Genomic DNA, 22,816 nt, shown 5'->3' on the forward strand with positions numbered 1-22,816 from the left:
GGTCTCAGGCCATGGCGGGCGGCATGCCGTCCTCGGCGTCGGCCGCCTCGACCTCCTCACGGGAGATGCCGAGCAGGTAGAGGATCGAGTCGAGGTAGGGCACGTTGACCGCGGTGTCGGCGGCCTGCCGCACGATGGGCTTGGCGTTGAACGCGATGCCGAGCCCGGCGACGGCGAACATGTCGAGGTCGTTGGCGCCGTCGCCGATCGCGACGGTCTGACTCAGCGGGATGCCCGACTCGGCGGCGAAGCGCTCCAGCGCGCGGGCCTTGCCCGGCCGGTCCACGATCTCGCCGACGACCCGGCCGGTGAGCCGGCCGTCGACGACCTCAAGGGTGTTGGCGGCCGAGTAGTCGATGCCGAGGTCGGCCACCAGGGAGTCGGTGATCTGGGTGAAGCCGCCGCTCACGATGGCGAAGCGGTAGTCGAGCCGCTTGAGGGTCCGCACCAGCGTGCGCGCGCCGGGGGTGAGGACGACCTCCTTGACGACCTTCTCGAAGACCTCCTCCGACAGCCCTTCGAGCAGCGCGACCCGCCTGACCAGCGACTCGGCGAAGTCGAGCTCGCCGCGCATGGCCTCGTCGGTGACCCGGGCGACCTCGTCCAGGCATCCGGCGTGCCGGGCCAGCAGCTCGATGACCTCGTTCTGGATCAGCGTCGAGTCGACGTCCATCACGATGAGACGCTTGGCGCGGCGGTGCAGGCCGCTGCGCTGCACGGCCACGTCCACCTGCTGCGCCGCCGCCTCCGCGGCCAGTTCCGCGCGCATCGCCTGGGGGTCGGCGCCGGACACGGCGAGCTCGATGCACGTCACCGGATAGCTCGACAGCCGCTCGATCCTGTCGATGTTCGCGCCGCTCGCCGCGATCCGGCCGGAGATCCCGGCCATGGCGGCGGGCAGCAGCGGCGCGCCCAGGACGGTGACGTGCAGTCGTCCGCGTCGTCGCTTCTCCTTGGAGATCGTGCCGGTCGCGATCTCCAGGTCCATGTCGAGGTCGGCGGCGACCTGTTCGACGGCCGTCCACAGGCCGCCGATCGTGCCTCCGGTGCCGGTGGGTGGCCCCCCGGCGTAGGCGACGAGTACGCCCAGGGTGAGGCGGCCTCGGATGACGACCTGCTCCACGTCGGCCACGACGACCGGGAACCCGGCCAGTACGGAAAACAGCCGCGAGGTGACGCCCGGGCGATCCGGACCGGTCAGCGTGATCAGGAGCGTGCGCTGGTTCACGTTGTTTGAGGTTACTGCGCCGCTTGTCATGAGCGCGCACGAGGTTCACGATGCGGACGCCTTCATGCCCCCGCCCTGAGGCTCCGCTGTCATTTCCGCATGTCGTCATGGTGGTGGGCCGCGAAGCAGGCCAGTCCGGGACGCCCTGCGCCGTCCGCCTCATCGTGGCCGACACCCCCCGAGGAAGGACGCGACGCGCATGACGATCTCTCTGCAGTCTCAACACTCCCTGGGCTCCGGCCGCTACACCGTCGGGTTCGCCGAGAGCGCCGCGGACCTGCGTGCCGCCCAGCGCCTGCGCTACGAAGTGTTCGCCGGGGAGATGGGCGCCCGGCTCGACTCCCCCTTGAGCGGGCTCGACGCCGAACCGCTCGACGCGTACTGCGACCACCTCCTCGTCCGCGAGGGTGACACGGTGGTCGGCACCTACCGCCTGCTGCCGCCCCGCCGCTCCGACCGGCTCTACTCCGACTCCGAGTTCGACCTCGGCGCGCTGAAGGGCCTGCGCGGCGACCTGGTCGAGGCCGGGCGCACGTGCGTGCACCCCGACCACCGCGGCGGCACGGTCGTCGCCCTGATGTGGGCCGGAATCGCGCACTACATGACCAGTCGCGGCCACGCCTGGCTTGCGGGCTGCTGCTCGGTGCCCCTGGACGACGGCGGCGCGGTCGCCGCCGGAGTCGTCGACCGGGTCCAGCTGGGGCCCGAGGAGTATCGCGTCACGCCGCACACGCCCTGGCGCGACGCCGGGGTGCCCCGCCCCGACCGGTTCGTGCTGCCGCCGCTGCTGCGCGGTTACCTGCGGCTCGGCGCGTGGATCTGCGGCGCTCCCGCCCACGATCCGGACTTCGGCACCGCGGACTTCTTCGTGCTGCTCTCCGTGGCCGACGCCGACCCCCGCTACCTGCGGCACTTCCTGGGACAGACGCGGTGAGCGCCGTCGCGCACCTGCCGGCGGCCTCCTCCGCCTGGCTGCCGGTGTCTCCCTGCGCGCCCGACGTGTGCCTGCGCGCGCAGGCGCGTACGGCCGGCCCCCTGCGGCGGGCCGCCCGGCTGGCGGGCGCGGCCGCCGTGCTGCTCGCCGGTCTGCCGATCGCGCTCGCGCTGGGCCGTACGGCGCGGCGCGGGGCGGTCACGACGCGGTGGTCGCGTCTGCTGCTGCGGGCCCTCGGCATCAGGATCGTGACGCGCCGCGGGTTCTCCTGCATCGGGGGTTCGGCGCGGGCGCGAGCCGTGCCGGAGGAGGACGGGCCCGCCCTGCTCGTCGGCAACCACGTCTCCTGGCTCGACCCCCTGGTCATCACGGCGACCTTCGCCTGCCGCCCGCTCGCCAAGGCGGAGGTGGGCAGGTGGCCGATCGTCGGCACGCTCGCCGCCGGGGGCGGCGCGCTGTTCATCGACAGGGACAGGCTGTCCGCCCTGCCCGGGGTCGTCGCGGACATGACCGCCGCGCTGCGGCGCGGCGAGAGCGTGGCCGCGTTCCCCGAGGGCACGACGTGGTGCGGGCGTGAGATGGGGCGCTTCCGGCCCGCGGTGTTCCAGGCGGCGCTCGACGCGGGGGTGCCCGTGCGGCCGCTGGCGCTGCGTTTCCTGGAGGGCACTGCGGCCGACCGAGGCACTGCGGTTCATGGAGGTACGGGGGAGCGGGAGCGGGCCGCCCTTTCCACTCGGCCGTCGTATGTCGGGGACGACACGCTGCTCGCGTCCGTCCTGCGGATCGTCTCCACCAGGGACCTCGTCGCGGAGGTGACGGTCTTTCCGGCCGTTCGGCCGGACCGTCCGGCCGCGTACGGCGGGCCGGTTCACCGGAGGGAGGCGCGGGCGGCGCTGGCGCGGATCGCCGAGGCTCAGGTCAGGACGGGGCTCATGGAGCCCGAGGAGCAGGCCGTGGCGGCCTGACGGGGGCCGTCCCACGATCGACGGCGCCCGCCCGGCGAGGCCGGGCGGGCGCCGTGGTGGATTGGACGGATTTCAGCGGTAGATCGAGCTCTTCGACTTCACCCAGCCGATGCTGTCGCCGAACTCGCTGAGCAGCTCCCTGGGGTCGGTGTTCGTCGACGTGTCGACGACCGCGCCGCCGAAGTAGCCGTAGAGCTTGCCGCGGGCGGACCCGCTCACCTGGGCCTTCGCCCAGAACGTGTAGCTGTTGCCCTTCTTGAGACCGGGCAGCACGCACAGCGCGCGGGTCCGCTCCCGCGTGCAGTGCTCGTGGTAGTTGGAGCCGTGCGGGACGTAGATCCGGGTCTTGGTGACGTTCTTGGGGAACTTGACCGCGAGGAAGATCTCGTCGGTCTTGGTCCTGAGCTTGTTGATGAGCCTGACCTTGAACGACACCACGCGCCCGGCACGGACGCTGTAGGGATAGCTGATCTGGATGCGGACGGGCGCCGAGGCAGCCGTGGTCGCCGCAGACGCCGCGGACGCTGCGACCGCCGTGGACGAGGTGGACGCGGTGGACGCGGCCGACGACGCGGCGGAGGCGGGCGCGCCGGACGCGACCAGCGCGCCCGCGGCCAGTGGCACGGCCAGCAGCGCGGTCGGCTTGCCGATGAGGGTACGCATGCGGTCAGCCTTGACGATCGAGATCACGGTTTGATCACGTATCAGAGGATGAGATGGCTGTCGCCGAACTCGTGCCAGAGGTAGCCCTCCTCCAGCGCCGCCTCGTACGAGCGGGCCAGCACGCCGGTCCCGGTGATCGCCGACAGCATCATCAGGTGGCTGGAGCGGGGCTCGTGCAGGCCCGTGACGAGGCCGTCCACCGCTCGCACGCCTCCCGCCGGCGTGACGACGTGCGAGGTCCAGCCCGACGCCGCCCGCACCGGGCCCGGGGCGTGGGCGTCGAGTGCGGCGGTCTCCAGAGCCCGTACGACGGTCGTGCCGACGGCGATCACCCGGCCCCCGTGCTTGCGGGTGATGTTCACCAGCCGTGCCGTCCACGGGGAGACCGAGAACCACTCGGGATAGGGCGGTTCGTCCTTCTCCGGTGACGCGACCCCGGTGTGCAGTGTGATCGGCGCGACGCCGATCCCCCGGCTGACCAGGTCGGTGACGAGCTCCGGGGTGAACGGCCGGGCGGCGCTGGGCATCTCCGCGCTGCCCGGCTCGACCCCGAAGACCGTCTGGTAGTCGGCGAGCGGCCAGTCGCGCCCCACGTAGCCGTACCGGATGGGCACGCCGTGCGCGGCGAGGTAGGAGAGCACGTCGCGGTCCAGGTGGGCACGCCACAGGCGCGGCGTCTCCTGCGCCAGCAGGCGCAGCGTGGCACCTCCCGGGAGCGGCAGCCACTCGCCGGGCGCGGCGCCGGAGTAGGGCGCCGTCGCCGTCGCCGTACGGCGGCGCAGCTCGACCAGCCACTCACCGGACGCGAGGCGGCCGGAGAAGTGGACGGCCAGGCGGTCGAGCCGCACCGCCGCGGGCAGGGTGGTGGAGTTGTTGACCACCAGCAGGTCGCCGGGGGACAGCAGCGACGGCAGGTCGGCGAAGACGTGGTGGGTGACCTCGCCGGTGTCACGGCGGGACACCAGCAACCTGACCTCGTCGCGGCGCAGCCCGCGCGCCTCCGGCGGTTCGTGCGCCTCCAGCGGCGCCGCCAGCGCGAACTCGAACGATCCCCCCGCGCCGTACGGCCTGACCCCGGCCGGCGTCGCGTCCGGGCCGTTCGCCGGGCCGGGGGCGGTCTTCGCGGGGGGCTCGGTCCGGGTCGGGACGGCGGTGTGGGGGTCCCTGGCGGTCATTCCAGCTCTCCCCGGGTGAAGCGGCCGGGGGCGGGGCGGGTGCCCACGAGGCGCAGCAGGGCCGGGACCACGCTCTCGGGCGGCGGCGCTGCCCCGGCCTCCTCCGGGCCCACGGCGTCGGCCAGCATGCGGGTGCGCATCTCGCCCGGGTCCACCCACCAGACCGCCACGTCGGGCTCCTCGGCGGCGAGGACGTTCGACACCTGGTCGAGGGCGGCCTTGGTCGCGCCGTAGCCGCCCCAGCCCTCGTACGCCTCGACGGCGGCGTCGGAGGAGATGTTGAGAATCGCGCCCCGCCGCTTGCGCAGCGCGGGCAGCGTCGCCTGCACCAGCGCGAGCGGCGCGATCACGTTCGTCTCGAACAGCGCGCGCAGCGCGTCCAGCGGATAGTCGGCGAGCCTGGGCATCGGGGCGGGGCCGAGCCCGCTCGCGTTGTTGACCAGGAGGTCCAGCTCGGGCACGGACTCGGCGAGCCTGGCCACGTGCGCCGGGTCGGCGACGTCTCCGGGGATGGCCCGGGCGCCGAGGTCGAAGGCCGCCGACATCAGGTCCTCCTCGCCGCGCGCGGTGAGGAGGAGTGACCAGCCGTCGGCGGCGAGCGCCTTGGCGAGAGCGAGTCCCAGCCCTCGCGACGCTCCGGTGATGAGTGCGTGCTTCATGCGCTTCACGCTAGAAATCAGCACGTCAGGTGCACATCGGACCGAGGTCCGGCCGTCGCTCGGCAGTTGGGTCTAGGTCCTGCGGCCGACGCGGGCCCTTCGTCGGTGGTCCTAGTCTGTGTCCCGTGCCCGAGCCTGCCGACCCCGCCGCCGACCCCGCCGCCGCCTCCGTGCGGGACCGCGACGCGGTGTTGCACGCGGTCAGCTCGGCCGTGCTCGCCGTCACCCGCCACCTGTCGGTCCGCGAGGTCCTCCAGGTGATCGTGCGGTCCGCGGCGCGGCTGCTCGACGCGAAGTACGCCGCGCTCGGCGTGCCGGACGACGACGGCGCGTTCGCCGAGTTCGTGGCCGAGGGCATCTCCGACGAGCAGTGGGAGGCCATCGGGCCCACCCCGCGCCAGCACGGCATGCTGGGCGCGATGCTCCGCGAGGGGACGCCGGTGCGGCTGCCCGACATCCGCAGGGATCCCCGGTTCGAGTGGTGGCCGAAGGCCCACCCCATCCTCAAGGACTTCCTCGGTGTGCCGATCACGGACGGCGACACGGTCCTCGGGATCATCTTCCTGTCCAACAAGCGGACGCCCGGCGGGTTCGACGAGGCCGACGAGGAACTGCTGACGTTGTTCGCGGCGCACGCCGCCATCGCGATCACCAACGCCCGGCTGTACGAGCGGGGGCGCGAGCTCACGGTCGTCGAGGAACGCACCCGGATGGCCCGCGAGCTGCACGACGCCGTCAGCCAGAAGCTGTTCTCGCTACGGCTGACCGCGCGGGCCGCCGCCGCGCTTACGCGTACGGACCCCGAGCGGGCGGCCGAGGCGATCGAGCGGGTCGAGCGGATGGCGGGAGAGGCGCTGACCGAGCTGCGCGCGGTGATCGTGGAGCTGCGCCCGGCCGAGCTGGACCGGCACGGCCTGGTGGAGAGCCTGCGCAAGCAGGCGGCCCTCCTCGACCGCCTGCACCCCATGACGGTCGCCTTCACGACCGAGGGCGAGCCGCCGGGCGACCGCGGCCTCGACCTGGCGCCCGAGATCGAGGTCGCCGTGCTCCGGGTCGCCCAGGAGGCGCTGCACAACGCCGTACGGCACGCCAGGGCCGCCCGCATCGACGTACGGCTCGCGCATCGGGAGGACGCGCTGGTGCTGGAGGTGTCCGACGACGGCGCCGGTTTCGATGAGGCGGGCGTGCACGGCTTGGGGCTGCCGTCGATGGGCGACCGGGCCCAGGCCGTCGGCGGCACACTGACGGTCTCCTCGGCGCCCGGCCGCGGCACGACCGTACGACTGGAGGTGCCCGCGTGATCCGCGTGCTCATCGCCGACGACCACCCCGTCGTACGGCAGGGCCTGCGTACGTTCCTGGAGATCCAGGAGGACATCAGCGTCGTGGGGGAGGCGGCCGACGGCGCCGAGGCGGTCGAGATGACCGGCGCGCTCGCCCCCGACGTGCTGCTGCTCGACCTGAAGATGCCGGTGCTCGACGGCCTCGGCGCGCTCGCGGAGCTGTCCGGCCGGGACGTGCGGGTGATCGTCCTCACCTCGGTCAGCGACCGCGGCGACGTGGCTCCGGCGATGCGGGCGGGCGCGGCGGGCTTCCTCTACAAGGACGTGGACCCCGGCGCCCTCGTGCAGGCGATCCGGGCCGTGTACGGCGGGCAGGTCCTGCTCGCACCGGAGGCGGCCGAGGCGATGCTGGCCGGCCCGGCGGACCGCGAGCAGGACGGGGCGGGGTCCGCGCTGACCGACCGGGAACGCGAGGTGCTGCGACTGCTCGCCGCCGGCCGTTCGAACCGGGAGATCGCCCGCGAGCTCGTGGTGGCGGAGAAGACCGTGAAGACCCACGTCTCCAACGTGCTCATGAAGCTCGGCGTGCAGGACCGCACCCAGGCCGCGCTTTACGCGGTGCGCCACGGCCTGGCCTGAGCGTCCGCCGGCTCACTCCGCCCGCTCACCCCGCCAGCCGCCCGCTCACCCCGCCAGCCGGGCGCCGCGCCGCCAGACGGCCCGGATGTTCAGGGTGTCGCCGATGGCCGTGGTGGGGTCGCCGTCGACCAGGAGGAGGTCGGCGCGCAGCCCCGGGGCGATGCGCCCGCGGTCGTCCAGCCGGAACCGCCGGGCGGTGGCGGCGGTCGCCGCGTGGAGCGCCGCGGACGGGGTGAGACCGGCGCGGACGAGGAATCCCAGTTCGTGGTGCACGCTCGCGCCGTGGGCCAGCCCGCCGAGGAACGGCACGGGGATGGAGGTGTCGGTGCCGACGAGGACGTCCACACCGGCCTCGTGCAGGGCCGCCACGGACGCCAGCACGTCGTCGAGCCTGCCCTGGGGGTAGCTGTTGAAGCTGCCGCGCAGGGTCTTGTCCCAGCGGTCGTCGAGACGCCTGCTCACCCGCGGGTCGTCGGCCAGCGCCTCGCCGGTCATCCCCATCAGCGAGGCGTTCAGGCAGACGCACGCGACGACGAAGGCGCCGGAGCCGGCGATCATCCGGATGATCTCGGGGGTGTGCGGGCGGTCCATGAACAGGTGGGCGAGGCCGTCCACGCCCGCCTCGATCGCCATGCGGGTGGCGTCGACGGTGAGCGCGTGGGCGATGGCGAGCATCCCGTGCCGGTGGGCCTCGGCGACGCCGGCGTCCAGTGTCGCCTGGTCGAGCATGGGAAGGCCCGGGTGCCCCTCGACGGTCCCGTCGTCGACCATGAACTTGATGTAGTCCGAGCCCGAAGCCACGAGGCGAGGAATCCACGCCACCGCTTCCTCGGGGGTGGTGACGTGCGGTTCCGGGGGAGGGCCGGCCTGCCACCGGTCATCCGGCGCGCCGTCCCCGCCGGACGCCCGGCCGCCGCGCCCGATGAAGGGACGGATGTCGAAGTCCTCGGGGACCAGTTCGCTGGGATGCCCGCCCGGCGCCGTGAGACCGAAGCCGGCGGAGCGGACGTCGGCGAGCGTGTCGTCGTCCTCGATGTGGGCGCGGCTGTGCCGGGTGTGCCCGCCCTGCATCTCGAGTTCCGTCGTCACACCGAACGTCAGGGCGAGCGCGAGGGAGTCCTCGCTGGTGTGGACGTGGGCGTCGATCAGGCCGGGGAGGAGGGTCGCCCCGGCGGCGTCGACGACCTCGGCGTCGGAGGGCATGTCCCCTCCCACGGCGAGGATTCGCCCGTCGCCGACGAGCACCCCGGCGGGGCCGATCGGCCTCTCGCCGTCGAACACCCGGGCGTTGACGATGGCTGTCTTCATGGTTCGTCCAGTCTGCCGAGCTGATGTATAGGGCCCTATGTAAACAGATACATAGGGCCCTATGCAACGAGGGCGTACGGTGTCGGTAGCCTTTTGCCGGGCGGCGGACGGGTGCCCGCGGGACATGCGTCACGTGCCCATGCCGGACGCCAGGTCGATCGGGAGAGAGGCGCCGATGGAGGGCGAGGAGGAGCGGTGGGTTCCGGAGCGCTATGTCGCCTTCTGGATCAACAGCTCGTCGAGGAAGGTGATCCGCCTTCATGAGCTGCGGCTGCGCCCTCTCGGGCTGAGCATGGCCAACGCCGCGGTGCTCCTGACACTGGCAGAAGGCGGCCCGCTGTCGCAGAAGGACCTGACCCGGTTGGCGCGGGTCGAACAGCCGACGATGGCCGAGATGCTGTCGCGGATGGAGCGTGACGGTCTGGTGCGCCGGCAGCCCAATCCCCGTGACCGGCGGGGCAGCCTTTTCTCCGTCACCGACCTGGCGCGGGACCGGCTCGACCTGGTGCGCGACGCGCTGGTGCAGGGGGAGCGGGACGCGCTGTCCGGTCTCACCGACGAGGAGGCGGAGCAACTGATCCGGCTGCTCCGGCGCGTGGCCGACAACGTGGACCGGGCCGCCGCCCCGATCCAGTCGTCCCGATAGCCGTCCCCTCCGCATGCTTCGGCGGAAGCGGTAGTTCGTCTCGCGAATTGGTTACTCTGGACCGGTGAGTAAGGATGTCGGCGTCCAGATCGGGACGGTGGCCGCACTGGTGCGATCCACATTCCTGGTGAACGCCGTGTACGCGAATTCCGCCCGCGAGTACGGCCTCACCCAGCAGCAGGGCCAGTTGTTGTGCGTCCTGATGGCGCAGCCCTACGGCATGAGCGAACTGGGCGCGATGCTCGGCCTGGCGAAGTCGAGCCTGACCGGTCTGGTGGACCGCAGCGAGCGCAACGGACTGGTCCAGCGGACTCCCGACCCCCAGGACTCCCGGGCGGTGCGGGTGGCGCTCACCGGGGAGGGCGCCGAGCTGGCCGACGAGTTCTACACCGAGACCTGCCGCCGCATCGAGGAACTGGTCTCGGGGTTGGCGCCGGCGGAGCGCGACGCGCTCGCCGCCCTGCTCGGCCGTGTCGTGACGGACAACAAGGTCCCCAGCGTCTTCATGGAGCCGGACTCCACGCACTGAACACGAGAAAGGTTGCAGTTCGTACTGCGAACTAATATGGTTCGTAGTACGAACTGCATCCATTTCTTGCGTTGGAGCGTGAAAGATGAGTCGTACAGTCGCGGTCGTCGGCGGAGGCTACGGGGGTTCCGCGCTCGCGAAGGCGCTGGACGCCGAGGCCGACGTCGTCCTCATCGACCCCCGGGACGCGTTCGTCAACACGGCAGGCTCCCTGCGGGCGCTGACCCAGCCGGACTGGGCGGGCACCATGTTCTTCCCCTACGACCAGTGGCTCAGGCGCGGCACGGTGGTGCGCGAGCGCGCGGTCTCGGTGGACCCCGGCGGCGTCACCCTGGCCTCGGGCCGGCGGGTCGAGACCGACTACCTGGTCCTGGCCACCGGTTCGAGCTACACCTACCCGGCCAAACCCGCCTCCGACTCAATGGACGACGTCCTGGACGACCTGCGCCGGACCCACAAGGAACTGGCCGGCGCCGAACGGGTGCTGATCCTCGGCGCCGGGCCGGTCGGTCTCGAACTGGCCGGCGAGATCAAGGAAGTCTGGCCGCACAAGCACGTGACCATCGTCGACCCCGCCGAGCGACTGCTGGCCGCCTTCCCCGAGGAGATGCGCCAGGAACTGCACCGCCAGCTCGATGGCCTGGACATCCACCTGCGGCTGGGCGCCGGCCTGACCGCACCTCCGGTGACCGAACCCGGCCAGGCGGAGACCTTCACCGTCACAACGACCGGTGGGGAGGAGATCACCGCCGACATCTGGTTCCGCGCCCATGGCGTGCGGGTCAACAGCGACTACCTCGCCGACGGCCGATTGACGACGCGTACGCCGCAGGGACGGGTTCCCGTCACCGAGACCCTCAATGTCCACGGTTACGAGCACGTCTACGCCATCGGCGACATCACCGACGTCCCCGAGGCCAAGATGGCCGGGTACGCGATGCAGCACGCCGAGGTGGTGGCCCGCAACATCGTCGCCCAGCTGCGCGGCGAGCAGCCGGAGGCCACCTACCGGCCGCTGCCCTACCCCATGATCCTGCTCCCGCTTGGCCCGCGTGGCGGTGTCGGCCAGTTGCCCAGCCCCGACGGACCGGTCGTCGTCCCGGCCGAGACCGTCTCGGCGTACAAGGGGGCCGACCTGTTCACCGGCCGCTTCACCGAGCAGTTCGGTGCCGCCTGACATGGACGAAACGCCTGTCCGCATACAGAAAGGCAGAACGTTGTCAGCACATGACGTCGTCTTCGGGTTTGGCGCGCATTCCGGCATCGAGGACATACCCGAGCTGTTGCGCATGGTCCAGCAGGCCGACCGGGACGGACTCGACATCTTCACGTTGTCGGACCATCCCTACCTCGGCGGACGTGTGGACGCCTACGCCGCGCTCGGCTTCATCCTCGGGCGTACGCAGCACATCGCCGGCTTCGCCAACGTCACCAACCTGCCGACCCGGCCCGCTCCCATGCTGGCCAGGATGGTGACGTCGTTGTCGGCGCTGTCGGGCGGCCGGGTCGTGCTCGGCATGGGCGCGGGCGGGCTGTGGGATCGCATCGCCGACATGGGGGTGCCGCGGCTGACGCCCGGCGACGCCGTGGACGCCTTCGAGGAGGCGATCGTCCTGGTCAAGCTGCTGTCCGGCGGCGGCCCTCCGGTCACCTACCAGGGCAAGCACTACCAGGTGAACCAGATCGAGCCGGCCCCCGTACCCGCGCCGCCCGTGTGGACCGGATCGGTCGGCCGCAAATCCCTGGCCGCCACCGGCCGGGTGGCGGACGGCTGGATCCCCGGCCACGCGGCCGATTGGCTGAGCGAGCGCTACCGCACGTCGCGGCCGGTCATCGACGAGGCGGCGGCGTCCGTCGGCCGCGATCCGCGCGAGATCCGCACGGTCTTCAACTTCCCCGGCCGCATCACCGACCGGCCGCTGCCCGCCACCCGTGACTCGGAGGGCCGCTGGATCGGCGGCTCCGCCGGCCAGTGGGTCGAGGAGCTGACCGGCGCCGTGCTGGAGCACGGCGCGTCGGGCTTCACGCTCTTCTTCGCCGACCACGGCGCCCCCGACCTCACCCTCCTGGCCCGCTGGGCCCAGGACGTCGTGCCCGCCGTCCGCGAGGCGATCGCCAAGCGGTGAACCCGGTCCGGGCGCACGTCAGACCTGGGACTCCACGATCGCGTTGTGCGCGGCCACCCTGGCCCGCCGTACGGCGCGGTCGAGGTCGCGCAGGGCCTGCCCGCGTGCGGCGACCTGCCCGGAGGTGAGCCCCCGCTCGTCGGCGAGGCGGAGCGCGGCCGACAGCCGGGCGGCGAGGGCGCCGACCCGGTGCGCCCTGCCGGGATAGCCAGGGGCGAGGGCCTCGCCCGCGCGGTCGAGCGTGTCCGGCGCCGGGAAGCCCTGCGCCGGGCCGCCCACGCCCAGCAGCGCCTCGGTGGCGGCCATCATGGCGGTCCGCAGCGCCTGCTCCGCCTCGGCCAGCGACGGCACGTCGGGCGGGACGGCCGACGCCTCGGCCACGGTCCAGCGGATTCCGGAGTACGACGAGCCGCGCCTGTCGGCGGACGGCACGAGACCGAGGCACCGGCCGGACAGCACGGCCACGACGGCCTGGCCCGCGTCGATCGCGGCGCCGTTGAAGGCGGGCGGGCCGGTGAGCCCGAGCGGGTCGCCGGGCACCGGCAGGGCCAGCCGGAACGCGCCGAGGCCTTCGATCCGCCGATCGACGAGGTAGGCGAGCAAGGGGGTCTCGACGTCATCCGCCGCCACCACCTGGGGCCCGGCCTCGCGCTCGACGCGGTCGAGGGCGTGCTCCAGACTCACGTGTCCCCCGAGCCAGGCATTGCCCCAGGCGACGAGCGTGGCGGAGATCGGTGAATCGATGCGCACCCGATCCACGATATGTGGTCGGACTGCCATAGTTTTATCTCAGCGAACCACGGGAGGGGGCCCACATGGGCGGTCAGGTGCTTCAGCTTCAGGACGTGGCCGTCCGCAGGGACGGCGCCGCCCTGCTGCGCGGCATCGACTGGAGCGTCCGGGAAGACGAGCGCTGGGTGGTGATCGGGCCCAACGGCGCGGGGAAGACGACGCTGCTCCAGGTGGCCGCATCGCTGCTGTTCCCGTCCGAGGGCTCGGTGGAGATCCTCGGCGAGCGGCTCGGCCAGACGGACGTGTTCGACCTGCGGCCCCGGATCGGCCTGGCCAGCGCGGCCCTGTCGGAGCGCATCCCGCCGGACGAGAAGGTCATCGACCTCGTGCTCACCGCGTCGTACGCGATCCTGGGCCGGTGGACGGAGGAGTACGACTCCCACGACGTCACCCGGGCGGTCGAGCTCATCGACCAGCTCGGCTGCGCCCACCTGATCCGGCGGCGCTTCGGCACGCTGTCGGAGGGCGAGCGCAAGCGGGTGCAGATCGCCCGGGCGCTCATGCCGGACCCCGAGCTGCTGCTGCTCGACGAGCCCGCCGCCGGGCTCGACGTCGCGGGCCGCGAGGACCTCGTACGCCGCCTCGGCGCGCTGGCCCGGGATCCGAAGTCACCCACGATGGTGCTGGTCACCCACCACGTCGAGGAGATCCCGGCCGGGTTCACGCACGTGCTGCTGCTGCGGCACGGCTCGGTGGTCGACCAGGGGCCGATCGACTCGGTGATGACGCCGGAGAACCTGTCCGCGACCTTCGGCGTGCCGCTGCACCTCGACCGCGGCCAGGAGGGCCGCTGGTACGCCCGTCCCCTCTGACCTCCACGCGGAGCCCGGCGCCTACCCTTGGCGGATAGCCGTACGAGGGAGAGGTGCGAGTGACGCCGTGGGAGGCGGCCGCGGTCTTCGCGGCCGGTGTCGGGGCCGGGGCCATCAACGCCGTCGTGGGATCGGGTTCGCTCATCACGTTCCCGACGATGCTGGCCGTCGGCTTCCCGCCGATCGTCGCGAACGTGTCCAACAACGTCGGCCTCGTGCCCGGCGGCGTGACTGGAGTGCTCGGCTACCGTGCCGAGCTGAAGGGGCAGCGCGAGCGGCTGCTCCGGCTCGGCGTCGCGTCCGTGATCGGCTCGCTCGCCGGCGGGGTGCTGCTCCTGCGCCTGCCCGCCGAGGCGTTCAAGGTCATCGTCCCGGTGCTCATCGCGGTCGCCTGCCTCCTCGTGGTGTTCCAGCCGAGGATCAACGAGTGGCTGGCCGTACGGCGCAGGCCGCACCCTCACGGCGGGCCGTGGCTGTGGCTGGGCGTCCTGGGCGCGGGCATGTACGGCGGCTACTTCGGCGCCGCCCAGGGAATCGTGCTGATCGGCCTGCTCGGCAGCTTCCTCGACGAGGACCTGCAACGGGTGAACGCGGCGAAGAACCTGCTGTCGCTGCTGGTCAACGCCACGGCCGCGGTGCTGTTCGCGTTCATCGCGCCGGTGGACTGGGCCGCCGTGCTGATGGTCGCGCTCGGCTCTGCCGTCGGCGGCTTCCTCGGCGCCCGCCTGGGCCGCCGGCTGCCCGCACCCTTGCTGCGGGGATTCATTGTTGTCGTGGGAATCGTGGCGATAGTGAAGCTGGTGTCCTGAAAGGGTATGTCTGCCCTTGTGAAGGGCGACCGGGTGGAGATCGTCATCGATGCGGGGGGCACCCCGCGCACCTACGAGGTGGTCGCGACCAGGGCGGGCCGCCGGATCGAGATCACGACGGGCCGCGGAGTGGTCGAGGTCACCGAGGTCACGCGGGCGGGCACTCCCGTCCGCACCGCGAGGTTCATGTCCAACCGTGTCCTCGCGCTGGTCGAACATCCCGCCGACGACCGCGGCCCGGACACCGGCTGACCCGGGCCCGGGCGCGGAACGCGCCGCCGTGGTGAGTCACTGTGGTGAGTCACTGTGGTGAGTCACTGTGGGATTACTCCGCGGGACGGACCTGGATGACGCCGTCCTGCCGCAGCCGGGTCTGGAAGGCCGGCTGGCGCGACGTCGCGGGACCGTGCATGACCCGGCCGTCGGAGATTCGGAAGGCGCTGCCGTGCCACGGGCAGACGATGCAGGCCTGGCCTTCCTCCATGGCGACCCGCCCTTGGTGGAGAGGGCCGGCGAGGTGGGAGCAGTTGTCCGCGAGCACGCTCACGTCGTCGCCGAGGCGCAGGACGAAAAGGTCGATGTAGCCGAGCCGCCGCCGGACCGGCCGCCCGTTGGGCAGGTCCTTGAGCGCGCACAGGTCGTGCCAGCCGAGCGGCATGAGGTGGCTGACCGACTCCGCGTGGTTGGCCCCGGCGGCCTGGCGATAGGACATGTGGCTGCCGAGGTGCGCACCCGCGGAGGCCGCCGCGAGTCCCGCGTACGCCAGCATGCGCCCGGCGCGTTCGCGTCCCGTCACCCGTAAGAAGAGAGAGCCCGTGTAGCAGAGCGCCGCGGCGGCGTTCGTCATGGCGTGCACCAGGCCCACGCGCTGCTGTTCGCGGTGCAGGGTGGACCAGTCGGTGAGGCCGGCCGCCACTGTGGGAACGGCGGTGCCCAGTCCCGCCAGGATTAGCGTCCGCGCCGCGCGTGAGCCCGTGTTGGTCATGTCCACCACGCTCGCCGACAGCCAGCAGCCGAAGGTCGTCACGGCGAGCGCCGGGTGCAGCGGGTGTCCCATGGGCACGCCGTGCAGGACGTCTCGCAGCTTGCCCGGGCCGAGTCTGCGGCGCACCTTCTTGGATATGACGGTGATCGGCCGGTCGAGCACGGTGGCCCGCTCGAGCCCGTCGAGGAGCTCTGCCGAAGGGACCCTCCGTGCCGTACGGCCCGCACGCGGCCTGGTCGTCTCTTCCATGTCTCGCCCCCTAACAGGGGATCACGTACCCCCGCGTCACAGGTGTGAACATGGACAGGCATGAGACGGTATATGCGAGTTTCGGGCCGGCAGGCTCCCGATCACGGCGCCAGATGACCCCGGGCGACCGAGCCGGCGACCAGCTCCGCGGCGTACTGACCGAGCGTGGGAGACCCCTCCTCGACGAGCCGCACCTTCTCCATGACCTGGCCGGCCGTCACCTTGTAGAGCGACCAGGTGCCGCCCTCGTTGTGGTGGTTGGCGATGATCGGCGCGAGCCGGTCGAGCGCCCTGGCGAACCTCGCCTCCGGTGTGCGCCGCTCCTCGAACTCGTCCCACAGGCCGCGCAGCCGCGCCCCCTGGTCCTCCGGGAGCAGCCCGAAGATCCGGTCGGCCGCCGCACGTTCGAGGGCGGCCTGCCCCTCGACCGCGACCGGGTCGTAGACGAAGGTGTCGCCGGCGTCGACCTCCACGATGTCGTGGACGAGCAGCATCGCGACCACCCTGGACATGTCGGTTCCCGGGGGCGCGTGCTCGGCCAGCGTCATCGCCATCATGGCCAGATGCCAGGAATGCTCGGCGTCGTTTTCACGGCGCGATCCGTCCAGCAGCGTGTTCCGGCGGATGACGCGCTTCAGCTTGTCGATCTCCATGTGGAAGGCGAGCTGGGACTGGAGCCGTTCGTGGATGAGCGCGGTCGTCACGCGCGCAAGCCTAACCGGTCACGATCAGCTCGTAGCGGATGCTCGGCCGGGCGCCGTCAGGTCCATGAAACGCACGCCCTTCTCCCGGCCGACGACGCGTCCCGCCTTGTCGTATGCGGTCACGGTGACCGGAGGGCTGTCCAGCACGCTGTCGTCCTCGGTTCGCCCCCGCCCCAGCACCCTGCCGATGAAATAACCGTTGGCGACCGCCGCGTCGCCGCGCCGGCCGTCCGCCCAGTCGATCTCGACGCGGGCCACCCCGGGCCCGACCCGGCCGGCGACCACCCGGAACGTGTCGTCGTCGAAGTGGTCGTCCTTGAGCGTGTGCGAGTCGGTCTGCGTCTCGTACATGTACACGGTCAGGGGACCGGGCTGGGTCTTGCCCCAGTAGTGGAACACCGCCCGGTCGGCGAACTGCGGGTACTTCTGCGGGGTGCACAGCACGAAGCCCTTGAGGCTGCCGGCGAGCGCGGTCTCACCGACCGCGTCGCGGTACTCCACCAGCACCCGGAAGTCCCGTACGTCGCCCTGCCCGGGCACGCGGAGATGGCTGTCCATGCTGTGCACCGGGCCGCCGGCGGGCATGCACTCCCGCACCAGTCGCATCTGTGCCGGGGTGTTGGCCGGCAGCCAGTCGACCGGCGTCGCCACGGTCGTTCCCGGCCCTCCCGTGAGCACGACCAGCGGGCCCCCGACGCAGGCGGCGGCGACAACGGCGCCCGCCAGCGACCAGGTGAGACGGCGCCGCCCCGACCCGCGTACGGCACGCGCGGTCAGCGCCTGGGGGTTCACCGGCCCGGCAGCCTCCGCCATCGCGCGCAGCTCCGCGCCGATCGTCTGCTCGTCGACGTTCATCTCCAGGCCTCCAGGGTGACGGGCTCTCCGATCAGTTCACGCAGCCGCGCGATGGCGTGATGGGTCTGGCTGCGTACGGTTCCGACCGAGCAATTCATGATTTTGGCGACCTCCGACTCGGGGAGGTCCTCGTAGTAGCGCAGGACCAGCACCGCGCGCTTGCGCGGCGGAAGGGCGCGCAGGGCCCGCTGCAGGGTGAGCCGGGTGTCCGCGTCGGCCGTCCGGTCGCCGACCGCCTGGTCTGGGGGCGTGTCCGTGGTCCGTTCCCGGCCCCAACGGGGACTTCGCCATCGGCCGACCTGTTCGTGGTACATCACGCGGCGCACGTACGCCTCGGGGCTGTCGCGGATCCTCGGCCAGTGGCTCACGGTCTTGGTCAGCGCCGCCTGCAACAGGTCCTCGGCGGCGTGCTGGTCGCCGGTCAGGACGTAGGCGAGCCTGATCAGACTGTCCGACCGTGCCGCCACGAACTCGGCGAAGTCGCGTCGCTGCTCGTCGTTCACAAGGTCTCCTCGGGGTGTCGCACCCTTAGATGCGAACCCACCCCGGGACCTATGGCGAACCTGTGAGGTTCTCGCGGAGCGTCAGAAGGTGAAGAGGGTGTCGGACGGTGGACTGGGCGTCAGACGGTGAAGAGGCGGCCGACCTCCTCCAGTTCGCGTACGAGGTCGAAGCGGGGGTCGCGGTAGTGGCGGGCGCCGAAGCCGGTGCGGCTCACGGTCCATTTCAGTTCGCGCGCCCACCTGTCCTGGTCGGCGCACAGCGCCAGGTCGGCCATCGTCATCCGGATTTTGATCAGTGATAACCAGGCGGCACCGGGGGGATTCACCAGGAGACTCCTTTCGGAGGGGTGCCAAGCGGAGATCTTGTCGTCCTGAATTCGTCATACGGAGGCGCGTCCCATCCCCGGAACGGCCTATTCGGTGTTCGCTGTGCCATGCGAGCGCCGCGACGCCCGCCGAATGTCGAAATCCCGCTGGCCCGGATGCCTCCCGTTTTCACGTGCACCCGAAGCGGCCGGCGCCCCTCGCCGGGCGCGTGCCCCGGATGGGGAAGCGGGTCTCGGAGTATTTCGCCGGCGACCGCCGGCGCCCCCACACTCCGGAAGACCCTTCCCGCATCGATCGTGACTCAGGACGCAATGCCCTGCAATACTTGACGAAAAGAAATCCGCAAGAATCTTGTGCGGATACGCTGCAAATTACGGTGCAAGTTGCACGAGCGGGCGCGGTAATCTTCGAACAGGGCGCCCCTCATCCGCGCGCCCGATCCGTCAGGGCGCGCCCACCATCCGTGCGTCCACCGCAACCACCGGATTCACCGGATGAAGGAGGTCGGCAGGGGTGCCCGAGCACGGCAGTCCCACCGTCCGCCGCCGTCGGCTGGGGCAGGAACTGCGCCGGTTACGCGAGCGTGCCGATCTGACGGGCGACCAGGTCGCCGCCCGGCTCGGCTGGTCGGCAGCGAAGATCAGCAGAATCGAGACGGCGCGCACCTCGCCTCGCACGAGCGATGTTGAGGCACTTTTGGTGATCTACATGGTAGATTCCCGCCAACGCCAAGAGCTGCTCGCCCTGCACCGGGACGCGACCCGGAAGGGCTGGTGGGAGGATTACCGCGACTCCCTGCCCAAGGAATACACGACGTTCCTTGGCCTGGAGGCCGAGGCCACGGCGGCACGCGACTGGGAACCCCAGGTGGTGCCGGGTCTGTTCCAGACAGAGGCGTACGTCCGAGCCATGATGGAGAGCGGACAACGGAGCACCCTTGAGGCGCCGGGCGGCGTCCGCAGCCGGATCGAGGTTCGGATGGCGCGCCAGCAGGCGGTTCTCAGGGCGGAGAGCCCGCTGGCCATCTCGGCCGTTCTGGAGGAGTCGGTCCTGCTGCGCCGGTTCGGCGACCACGAGGTGATGCGGGAACAGCTCAGGCGATTGATCGAGGTGTCAGAGCTGCCGAACGTCGAGTTGCGGATCCTGCCGCTCGACGCGGACCATCCGATCAACACCGGGGCGTTCTGCCACCTCAAGGTGCCCGAGTTCCACGACGTCGTGTACCTGGAGGCACTCCTGGGCGGGCGTCTGGTCGAGGACGAGGCGATCGTCTACCGGTACGAGGTGGCATTCGACTACCTGGAGACGAAGGCCCTCGACGTGGACGACTCCCGCCGGTTCTTGGAGAAAACTGTCCGTCACTGGCGTTAGCCAGCTCTAGACCGCCTCGGAAACCCGCGCGACATGATTTCCGGGGGGAGAAAAACATTGTCCATGAACTCGAGTGAGCTGTCCGGCGCCGTCTGGTGGAAGAGCAGCCGGAGCGCCAACAACTGCGCCTGTGTGGAAGTGGCCGTACTGCCCGACGGCCACGTAGGTGTGCGCGACAGCAAGAACCAGGACGGTCCCGCTCTCGTCTTCACCTCCGCGGAATGGGACGCGTTCATCGGCGGCGTGAAGGACGGCGAGTTCGACCTCTAGTCCTTGGCCTGGCCGACCTGTCCGGCGGCCAGGCCCTTCTTCTTCCTGGACATCCCTATCGTCCAGCAGATGACGGTGGCTGCTACAACGGCTATTGACGCAAGGGCTGAGGGTGACGGCCTGTTGCGACGAGGCTGGATTGTCTCCGAAGGAATGACACGCGGAAATCGGATAGTTCTGTATTCCTCGTCTAGGATCTTCCAGAACCGGCGCTGACGTGCGTTGTTTGCGACTTCGAGGCGAGCCATACGTGTGTCCGTCCAGAAGTCGTATCCCAATCGCTGGGAAAAGAGCACGGTTCGTGCGTGCGACCGAAGCATCCGAGTAGAGGTTTCCCCGACCTCATACATCATCTCCCAGTAAGAGATTATCAAATTCAAGTAGAGTCGCTGCCGTAATGTTCGCGCCCCACGTTCTGAGCTGGTGGCGCCCCAGCAGGTGAGAAGCTCGGGATCGTTGATGGCCATTTCCATCAACTGGAAATGGTGGTTCCGTTCAATTTCTTTTCTTGCCGCGCGGGCCTGCCTGGCCTGCAGTATCAGGGAGACTGCGACTCCTGTGAGGGCGAGGGCCGAAAAAATCGCTGAAGCGGCCCCGTACGTCTGTCCGATATAGCTGAGCTGCTCCCAGTCCACATCCGTGGAGGCAGCGATCTTGCTCATGGCGACGGGGGAGGCGATGGTCAGCGCTGCTCCCACTAGCACGGTAAGCACCGTCACCGTTATTGAGAGCAGGTGGACCGGCGCGTGAGTGCTGCGACGACGGAGTCGTGACACCTCGCAATAATGCCATGACAATTCCTCATCGGACAGGCACTTGGAAGTAAGTGCCGCGGTCCAGGAGAAACGAACAAGCGCGTACGGCCCGCGCCCGGAAAGGGGCGCGAGCCGTACGTGAGGGGAAGGGGGTCAGGCGACGCCGAGCCCCTGCGCGACGCGCTGGCCGAGGTCCTTGTGGATGTTGGTCCAGTAGTCGGCCACGCGCTTCTTCATGTCGGCGGTGACCTCGGGAGCCGAGGCGTGGCCGACGATGTTGCTCACCATGTGGTCGCGGTCGACGTCCGAGAGCACGCTTTCCCACAGCGCGCGCGGCTGGACGTAGTCGTCGTCCTCGCGGTGCCTGGCGTGGGCGCTCCGGATGATCTCGCCGGTGACCTGGTAGTTCTCGCCCTCGTAGAGCGACGGGTCGGCTGCGGGGCCGTTGACGCTGTTCGGCGCGTAGACCGGGTCGCCCGGGTTGCGGTAGCGCATCTGGCCGTCGCGGTTGTAGCTGTGCACCGGCACCTTCGGCGCGTTGACCGGAAGCTGCAGGTAGTTCGGCCCGATGCGGTAGCGGTGTGCGTCCGGGTAGGAGAACAGGCGGCCCTGGAGCATCTTGTCGGGAGAGGGTCCGACACCCGGCACCAGGTTCGCCGGCTCGAAGCCCGCCTGCTCGACCTCGGCGAAGTAGTTCTCCGGGTTGCGGTTCAGCACGAACCGGCCGATGGTGATCTCCGGGTAGTCGGAGTGCGGCCAGACCTTGGTGAGGTCGAACGGGTTGAACCGGTAGTCCGCCGCGTCCTCGAACGGCATGATCTGGACGTTGACCTTCCACGCCGGGTGGTCGCCGTTCCTGATGGCGGTGTGCAGGTCGCGGATGTGAAAGTCCGGGTCCTCCGCCACCAGCGCCCTGGCCTCGGCGTCGGTGAAGTTCTCGATGCCCTGCTCGGTCTTGAAGTGGTACTTGACCCAGAACCTCTCGCCCGCCGCGTTGTACCAGAGGAAGGTGTGCGACCCGAAGCCGTGCATGTGCCGCCAGGAGCGCGGCGTGCCGCGGTCGGTCATGAGGAACGACACCTGGTGGGCCGACTCGGGCGACAGCGTCCAGAAGTCCCACTGCATGTTGTGGTCGTGTGTGTGGGTGTCGGCGCGGCGCTTCTGCGAGTGGATGAAGTCGGAGAACTTCGACGGGTCGCGGATGAAGAAGATCGGCGTGTTGTTGCCGACGATGTCGTAGTTGCCGTCCTCCGTGTAGAACTTGATCGCGAAGCCGCGGGGGTCGCGTACGGTGTCGGCGCTGCCCAGCTCGCCGGCGACGGTCGAGAACCGCAGGAAGAGCCCGGTCTCCTCGCCCTTCTGGAACAGCTTGGCCCTGGTGTACTGGCTGACGTCCTCGGTGATCCGCAGCACGCCGTACGCGCCGCCGCCCTTGGCGTGCACCACGCGCTCGGGGACCCGCTCCCGGTTGAAGTGGGCCATCTTCTGGATCAGGTAGTGGTCCTGCAGCAGCAGCGGGCCGTTGGGGCCGACGGACAGGGAGAACTCGTCGCTGGGAGCGGGAATCCCGGTGTCAGTGGTGGTGATGGGCCTGTCGGTCATGGGGCTGTCCTCCGGGGTCACTTCACGGAACCTGCGTGCGGAAAGCAACGGAAAGCAGGGACGCGAGACTCAGACGTGGGCGGAGTCGGGCTGGGCGCTGCCGGCCTCGGCCCGGCACGGGGGGCACAGGCCCCAGTAGATGACGTCCGCCTCGTCCACCAGGTAGCCGGCGTCCGACGCCGGCTCCAGGCAGGGCGCGTGCCCCACCGCGCAGTCGACGTCCGTGACTCTTCCGCAACTGCGGCAGACGAGGTGGTGGTGATTGTCGCCCACCCGCGTCTCGTACCGCGTCGGGCTGCCCGCGGGCTCGATGCGGCGGAGCAGTCCGCCGCGCTGCAACGCGTTCAGCGAGTCGTAGACGGCTTGCAGGGACACCTGGCCGACGCGTTCGCACACACCGCGATGGATGGCTTCCACGTCGAGGTGGTCGCCTCCGCTCACGGTCTGCATGATCGCCAGCCGGGCCGCGGTCACCCTCAGTCCGGCCTGGCGAAGGCGCCCGGCGTCGTCCACAGCCCCCACGTTAGCAGCAAACTTGAACGATTCAAGTAAAGGAACTCTCCCAGTTATTTGCCCCAGGATCTCCCACGGGCTCCCCGGATGCCGGCGGAAGATGGCATGCTCGGGT

The 22,816-nt window shown here is 70.7% G+C and carries 27 protein-coding genes; 13 read left to right on the plus strand and 14 right to left on the minus strand.

The genetic code is table 11. The annotated features are described in order from the left end of the window. Positions 1-4: 4 nt before the first annotated feature. Entirely contained in the window at positions 5-1,228 is a 1,224-nt protein-coding gene (serB, locus tag QSK36_RS13465; protein ID WP_285782634.1) for a phosphoserine phosphatase SerB, read from the minus strand. A gap of 199 nt (positions 1,229-1,427) precedes the next feature. On the opposite strand from serB, the gene QSK36_RS13470 reads away from it, so the two are divergent. Both QSK36_RS13470 and QSK36_RS13475 read left to right on the plus strand, forming a co-directional pair. Further along, a complete protein-coding gene (locus QSK36_RS13470) occupies positions 1,428-2,162 on the plus strand; it encodes a GNAT family N-acetyltransferase (RefSeq protein ID WP_183537592.1) in 735 nt (244 codons plus the stop codon). Then, a complete protein-coding gene (locus tag QSK36_RS13475) occupies positions 2,159-3,127 on the plus strand; it encodes a lysophospholipid acyltransferase family protein (RefSeq protein WP_285782635.1) in 969 nt (322 codons plus the stop codon). Before QSK36_RS13470 ends, QSK36_RS13475 begins: the two co-directional genes overlap by 4 nt. 72 nt (positions 3,128-3,199) lie before the next feature. Here the strand turns inward: QSK36_RS13475 and QSK36_RS13480 are convergent, their stop codons facing one another. From QSK36_RS13480 to QSK36_RS13490, 3 genes are read right to left on the minus strand one after another with little or no spacing between them, the layout of a single operon-like run. Next, a complete protein-coding gene (locus QSK36_RS13480) occupies positions 3,200-3,790 on the minus strand; it encodes a hypothetical protein (protein ID WP_182898093.1) in 591 nt (196 codons plus the stop codon). A 41-nt stretch (positions 3,791-3,831) separates the two neighbouring features. Next, the gene (locus tag QSK36_RS13485) at positions 3,832-4,965 is read right to left on the minus strand and encodes an S-adenosylmethionine:tRNA ribosyltransferase-isomerase (protein WP_285782636.1); all 1,134 of its coding nucleotides are present in this window, start codon (positions 4,963-4,965) and stop codon (positions 3,832-3,834) included. Continuing rightward, positions 4,962-5,624 (minus strand): SDR family NAD(P)-dependent oxidoreductase, encoded by a 663-nt coding sequence (locus QSK36_RS13490; RefSeq protein ID WP_285782637.1) that lies wholly within the window; start codon positions 5,622-5,624, stop codon positions 4,962-4,964. Before QSK36_RS13490 ends, QSK36_RS13485 begins: the two co-directional genes overlap by 4 nt. 125 nt (positions 5,625-5,749) lie before the next feature. On the opposite strand from QSK36_RS13490, the gene QSK36_RS13495 reads away from it, so the two are divergent. Both QSK36_RS13495 and QSK36_RS13500 read left to right on the plus strand, forming a co-directional pair. Then, a complete protein-coding gene (locus tag QSK36_RS13495; protein ID WP_285782638.1) occupies positions 5,750-6,925 on the plus strand; it encodes a GAF domain-containing sensor histidine kinase in 1,176 nt (391 codons plus the stop codon). Then, positions 6,922-7,545 (plus strand): response regulator, encoded by a 624-nt coding sequence (locus QSK36_RS13500; RefSeq protein ID WP_183537586.1) that lies wholly within the window; start codon positions 6,922-6,924, stop codon positions 7,543-7,545. Before QSK36_RS13495 ends, QSK36_RS13500 begins: the two co-directional genes overlap by 4 nt. A 45-nt stretch (positions 7,546-7,590) precedes the next feature. Here QSK36_RS13500 and QSK36_RS13505 read toward each other — a convergent pair whose 3' ends face one another. Next, on the minus strand, positions 7,591-8,853 hold the full coding sequence (locus tag QSK36_RS13505) for an amidohydrolase family protein (protein ID WP_183537585.1): 1,263 nt from the start codon (positions 8,851-8,853) through the stop codon (positions 7,591-7,593). 124 nt (positions 8,854-8,977) lie between these two features. Between QSK36_RS13505 and QSK36_RS13510 the strand changes: the two genes are divergently transcribed. The 4 genes from QSK36_RS13510 to QSK36_RS13525 all read left to right on the plus strand — a co-directional run bounded on the left by QSK36_RS13510 (position 8,978) and on the right by QSK36_RS13525 (position 12,154). After that, entirely contained in the window at positions 8,978-9,499 is a 522-nt protein-coding gene (locus QSK36_RS13510) for a MarR family winged helix-turn-helix transcriptional regulator (protein ID WP_221263817.1), read from the plus strand. Positions 9,500-9,563: 64 nt separating this feature from the next. Then, complete coding sequence (locus tag QSK36_RS13515) at positions 9,564-10,028, plus strand: MarR family winged helix-turn-helix transcriptional regulator (protein WP_285782639.1); 465 nt, start codon at positions 9,564-9,566, stop codon at positions 10,026-10,028. An 85-nt stretch (positions 10,029-10,113) separates the two neighbouring features. Then, positions 10,114-11,205, plus strand: a complete 1,092-nt coding sequence (locus QSK36_RS13520) for an NAD(P)/FAD-dependent oxidoreductase (protein WP_285782640.1) — start codon at positions 10,114-10,116, stop codon at positions 11,203-11,205. A gap of 40 nt (positions 11,206-11,245) precedes the next feature. Beyond that, positions 11,246-12,154, plus strand: a complete 909-nt coding sequence (locus QSK36_RS13525; protein ID WP_285782641.1) for an LLM class flavin-dependent oxidoreductase — start codon at positions 11,246-11,248, stop codon at positions 12,152-12,154. A gap of 18 nt (positions 12,155-12,172) precedes the next feature. Here the strand turns inward: QSK36_RS13525 and QSK36_RS13530 are convergent, their stop codons facing one another. Further along, the gene (locus QSK36_RS13530) at positions 12,173-12,898 is read right to left on the minus strand and encodes an Rv1486c family protein (RefSeq protein WP_502883311.1); all 726 of its coding nucleotides are present in this window, start codon (positions 12,896-12,898) and stop codon (positions 12,173-12,175) included. 71 nt (positions 12,899-12,969) lie between these two features. Here QSK36_RS13530 and QSK36_RS13535 point away from each other — a divergent pair, with 71 nt between their 5' ends. From QSK36_RS13535 to QSK36_RS13545, 3 genes are read left to right on the plus strand one after another with little or no spacing between them, the layout of a single operon-like run. Next, a complete protein-coding gene (locus QSK36_RS13535) occupies positions 12,970-13,758 on the plus strand; it encodes an ABC transporter ATP-binding protein (protein WP_079316427.1) in 789 nt (262 codons plus the stop codon). Between the two features lie 59 nt (positions 13,759-13,817). Continuing rightward, entirely contained in the window at positions 13,818-14,567 is a 750-nt protein-coding gene (locus QSK36_RS13540) for a sulfite exporter TauE/SafE family protein (protein WP_182898433.1), read from the plus strand. A gap of 6 nt (positions 14,568-14,573) precedes the next feature. Next, positions 14,574-14,819: a DUF8836 family protein gene (locus QSK36_RS13545; RefSeq protein WP_205830246.1), complete on the plus strand. Its 246-nt coding sequence runs from the start codon at positions 14,574-14,576 to the stop codon at positions 14,817-14,819. 73 nt (positions 14,820-14,892) lie between these two features. Here the strand turns inward: QSK36_RS13545 and QSK36_RS13550 are convergent, their stop codons facing one another. From QSK36_RS13550 to QSK36_RS13570, 5 genes are all read right to left on the minus strand, one after another. Continuing rightward, the gene (locus tag QSK36_RS13550; protein WP_139574030.1) at positions 14,893-15,801 is read right to left on the minus strand and encodes a Rieske (2Fe-2S) protein; all 909 of its coding nucleotides are present in this window, start codon (positions 15,799-15,801) and stop codon (positions 14,893-14,895) included. 101 nt (positions 15,802-15,902) lie between these two features. Beyond that, complete coding sequence (locus tag QSK36_RS13555) at positions 15,903-16,454, minus strand: HD domain-containing protein (protein ID WP_285782731.1); 552 nt, start codon at positions 16,452-16,454, stop codon at positions 15,903-15,905. A gap of 75 nt (positions 16,455-16,529) precedes the next feature. After that, positions 16,530-17,360 (minus strand): hypothetical protein, encoded by an 831-nt coding sequence (locus tag QSK36_RS13560; protein ID WP_183537580.1) that lies wholly within the window; start codon positions 17,358-17,360, stop codon positions 16,530-16,532. After that, positions 17,357-17,863, minus strand: a complete 507-nt coding sequence (locus QSK36_RS13565; protein ID WP_285782643.1) for a SigE family RNA polymerase sigma factor — start codon at positions 17,861-17,863, stop codon at positions 17,357-17,359. Before QSK36_RS13565 ends, QSK36_RS13560 begins: the two co-directional genes overlap by 4 nt. Before the next feature lie 119 nt (positions 17,864-17,982). Further along, the gene (locus tag QSK36_RS13570; protein WP_182898102.1) at positions 17,983-18,189 is read right to left on the minus strand and encodes a hypothetical protein; all 207 of its coding nucleotides are present in this window, start codon (positions 18,187-18,189) and stop codon (positions 17,983-17,985) included. Positions 18,190-18,703: 514 nt separating this feature from the next. Here QSK36_RS13570 and QSK36_RS13575 point away from each other — a divergent pair. Next, on the plus strand, positions 18,704-19,561 hold the full coding sequence (locus tag QSK36_RS13575; RefSeq protein WP_139574032.1) for a helix-turn-helix domain-containing protein: 858 nt from the start codon (positions 18,704-18,706) through the stop codon (positions 19,559-19,561). 63 nt (positions 19,562-19,624) lie between these two features. After that, positions 19,625-19,831, plus strand: a complete 207-nt coding sequence (locus QSK36_RS13580; RefSeq protein WP_285782644.1) for a DUF397 domain-containing protein — start codon at positions 19,625-19,627, stop codon at positions 19,829-19,831. Here the strand turns inward: QSK36_RS13580 and QSK36_RS13585 are convergent. The 3 genes from QSK36_RS13585 to QSK36_RS13595 form a co-directional block, all read right to left on the minus strand. After that, complete coding sequence (locus QSK36_RS13585; protein ID WP_285782645.1) at positions 19,828-20,529, minus strand: DUF6082 family protein; 702 nt, start codon at positions 20,527-20,529, stop codon at positions 19,828-19,830. The genes QSK36_RS13580 and QSK36_RS13585 overlap by 4 nt on opposite strands. A 210-nt stretch (positions 20,530-20,739) precedes the next feature. Continuing rightward, complete coding sequence (locus QSK36_RS13590) at positions 20,740-22,188, minus strand: catalase (protein WP_285782646.1); 1,449 nt, start codon at positions 22,186-22,188, stop codon at positions 20,740-20,742. A 69-nt stretch (positions 22,189-22,257) separates the two neighbouring features. Beyond that, positions 22,258-22,701: a Fur family transcriptional regulator gene (locus tag QSK36_RS13595; protein ID WP_139574036.1), complete on the minus strand. Its 444-nt coding sequence runs from the start codon at positions 22,699-22,701 to the stop codon at positions 22,258-22,260. Positions 22,702-22,816: the final 115 nt, after the last annotated feature.

This window comes from Microbispora sp. NBRC 16548, from assembly GCF_030268985.1.
Taxonomy (GTDB): domain Bacteria; phylum Actinomycetota; class Actinomycetes; order Streptosporangiales; family Streptosporangiaceae; genus Microbispora; species Microbispora catharanthi.

What these genes read in the sequence shown, in the direction of transcription:
- QSK36_RS13480 (WP_182898093.1), bottom strand. Translation starts at nt 3,790, where the DNA reads ATGCGTACCCTCATCGGCAAGCCGACCGCGCTGCTGGCCGTGCCACTG.
- QSK36_RS13505 (WP_183537585.1), bottom strand. Translation starts at nt 8,853, where the DNA reads ATGAAGACAGCCATCGTCAACGCCCGGGTGTTCGACGGCGAGAGGCCG.
- QSK36_RS13510 (WP_221263817.1), top strand. Translation starts at nt 8,978, where the DNA reads ATGCGTCACGTGCCCATGCCGGACGCCAGGTCGATCGGGAGAGAGGCG.
- QSK36_RS13580 (WP_285782644.1), top strand. Translation starts at nt 19,625, where the DNA reads ATGAACTCGAGTGAGCTGTCCGGCGCCGTCTGGTGGAAGAGCAGCCGG.
- QSK36_RS13545 (WP_205830246.1), top strand. Translation starts at nt 14,574, where the DNA reads ATGTCTGCCCTTGTGAAGGGCGACCGGGTGGAGATCGTCATCGATGCG.
- QSK36_RS13520 (WP_285782640.1), top strand. Translation starts at nt 10,114, where the DNA reads ATGAGTCGTACAGTCGCGGTCGTCGGCGGAGGCTACGGGGGTTCCGCG.
- QSK36_RS13535 (WP_079316427.1), top strand. Translation starts at nt 12,970, where the DNA reads ATGGGCGGTCAGGTGCTTCAGCTTCAGGACGTGGCCGTCCGCAGGGAC.
- QSK36_RS13490 (WP_285782637.1), bottom strand. Translation starts at nt 5,624, where the DNA reads ATGAAGCACGCACTCATCACCGGAGCGTCGCGAGGGCTGGGACTCGCT.
- QSK36_RS13485 (WP_285782636.1), bottom strand. Translation starts at nt 4,965, where the DNA reads ATGACCGCCAGGGACCCCCACACCGCCGTCCCGACCCGGACCGAGCCC.
- QSK36_RS13590 (WP_285782646.1), bottom strand. Translation starts at nt 22,188, where the DNA reads ATGACCGACAGGCCCATCACCACCACTGACACCGGGATTCCCGCTCCC.
- QSK36_RS13550 (WP_139574030.1), bottom strand. Translation starts at nt 15,801, where the DNA reads ATGGAAGAGACGACCAGGCCGCGTGCGGGCCGTACGGCACGGAGGGTC.
- QSK36_RS13555 (WP_285782731.1), bottom strand. Translation starts at nt 16,454, where the DNA reads ATGGAGATCGACAAGCTGAAGCGCGTCATCCGCCGGAACACGCTGCTG.
- QSK36_RS13560 (WP_183537580.1), bottom strand. Translation starts at nt 17,360, where the DNA reads ATGAACGTCGACGAGCAGACGATCGGCGCGGAGCTGCGCGCGATGGCG.
- QSK36_RS13470 (WP_183537592.1), top strand. Translation starts at nt 1,428, where the DNA reads ATGACGATCTCTCTGCAGTCTCAACACTCCCTGGGCTCCGGCCGCTAC.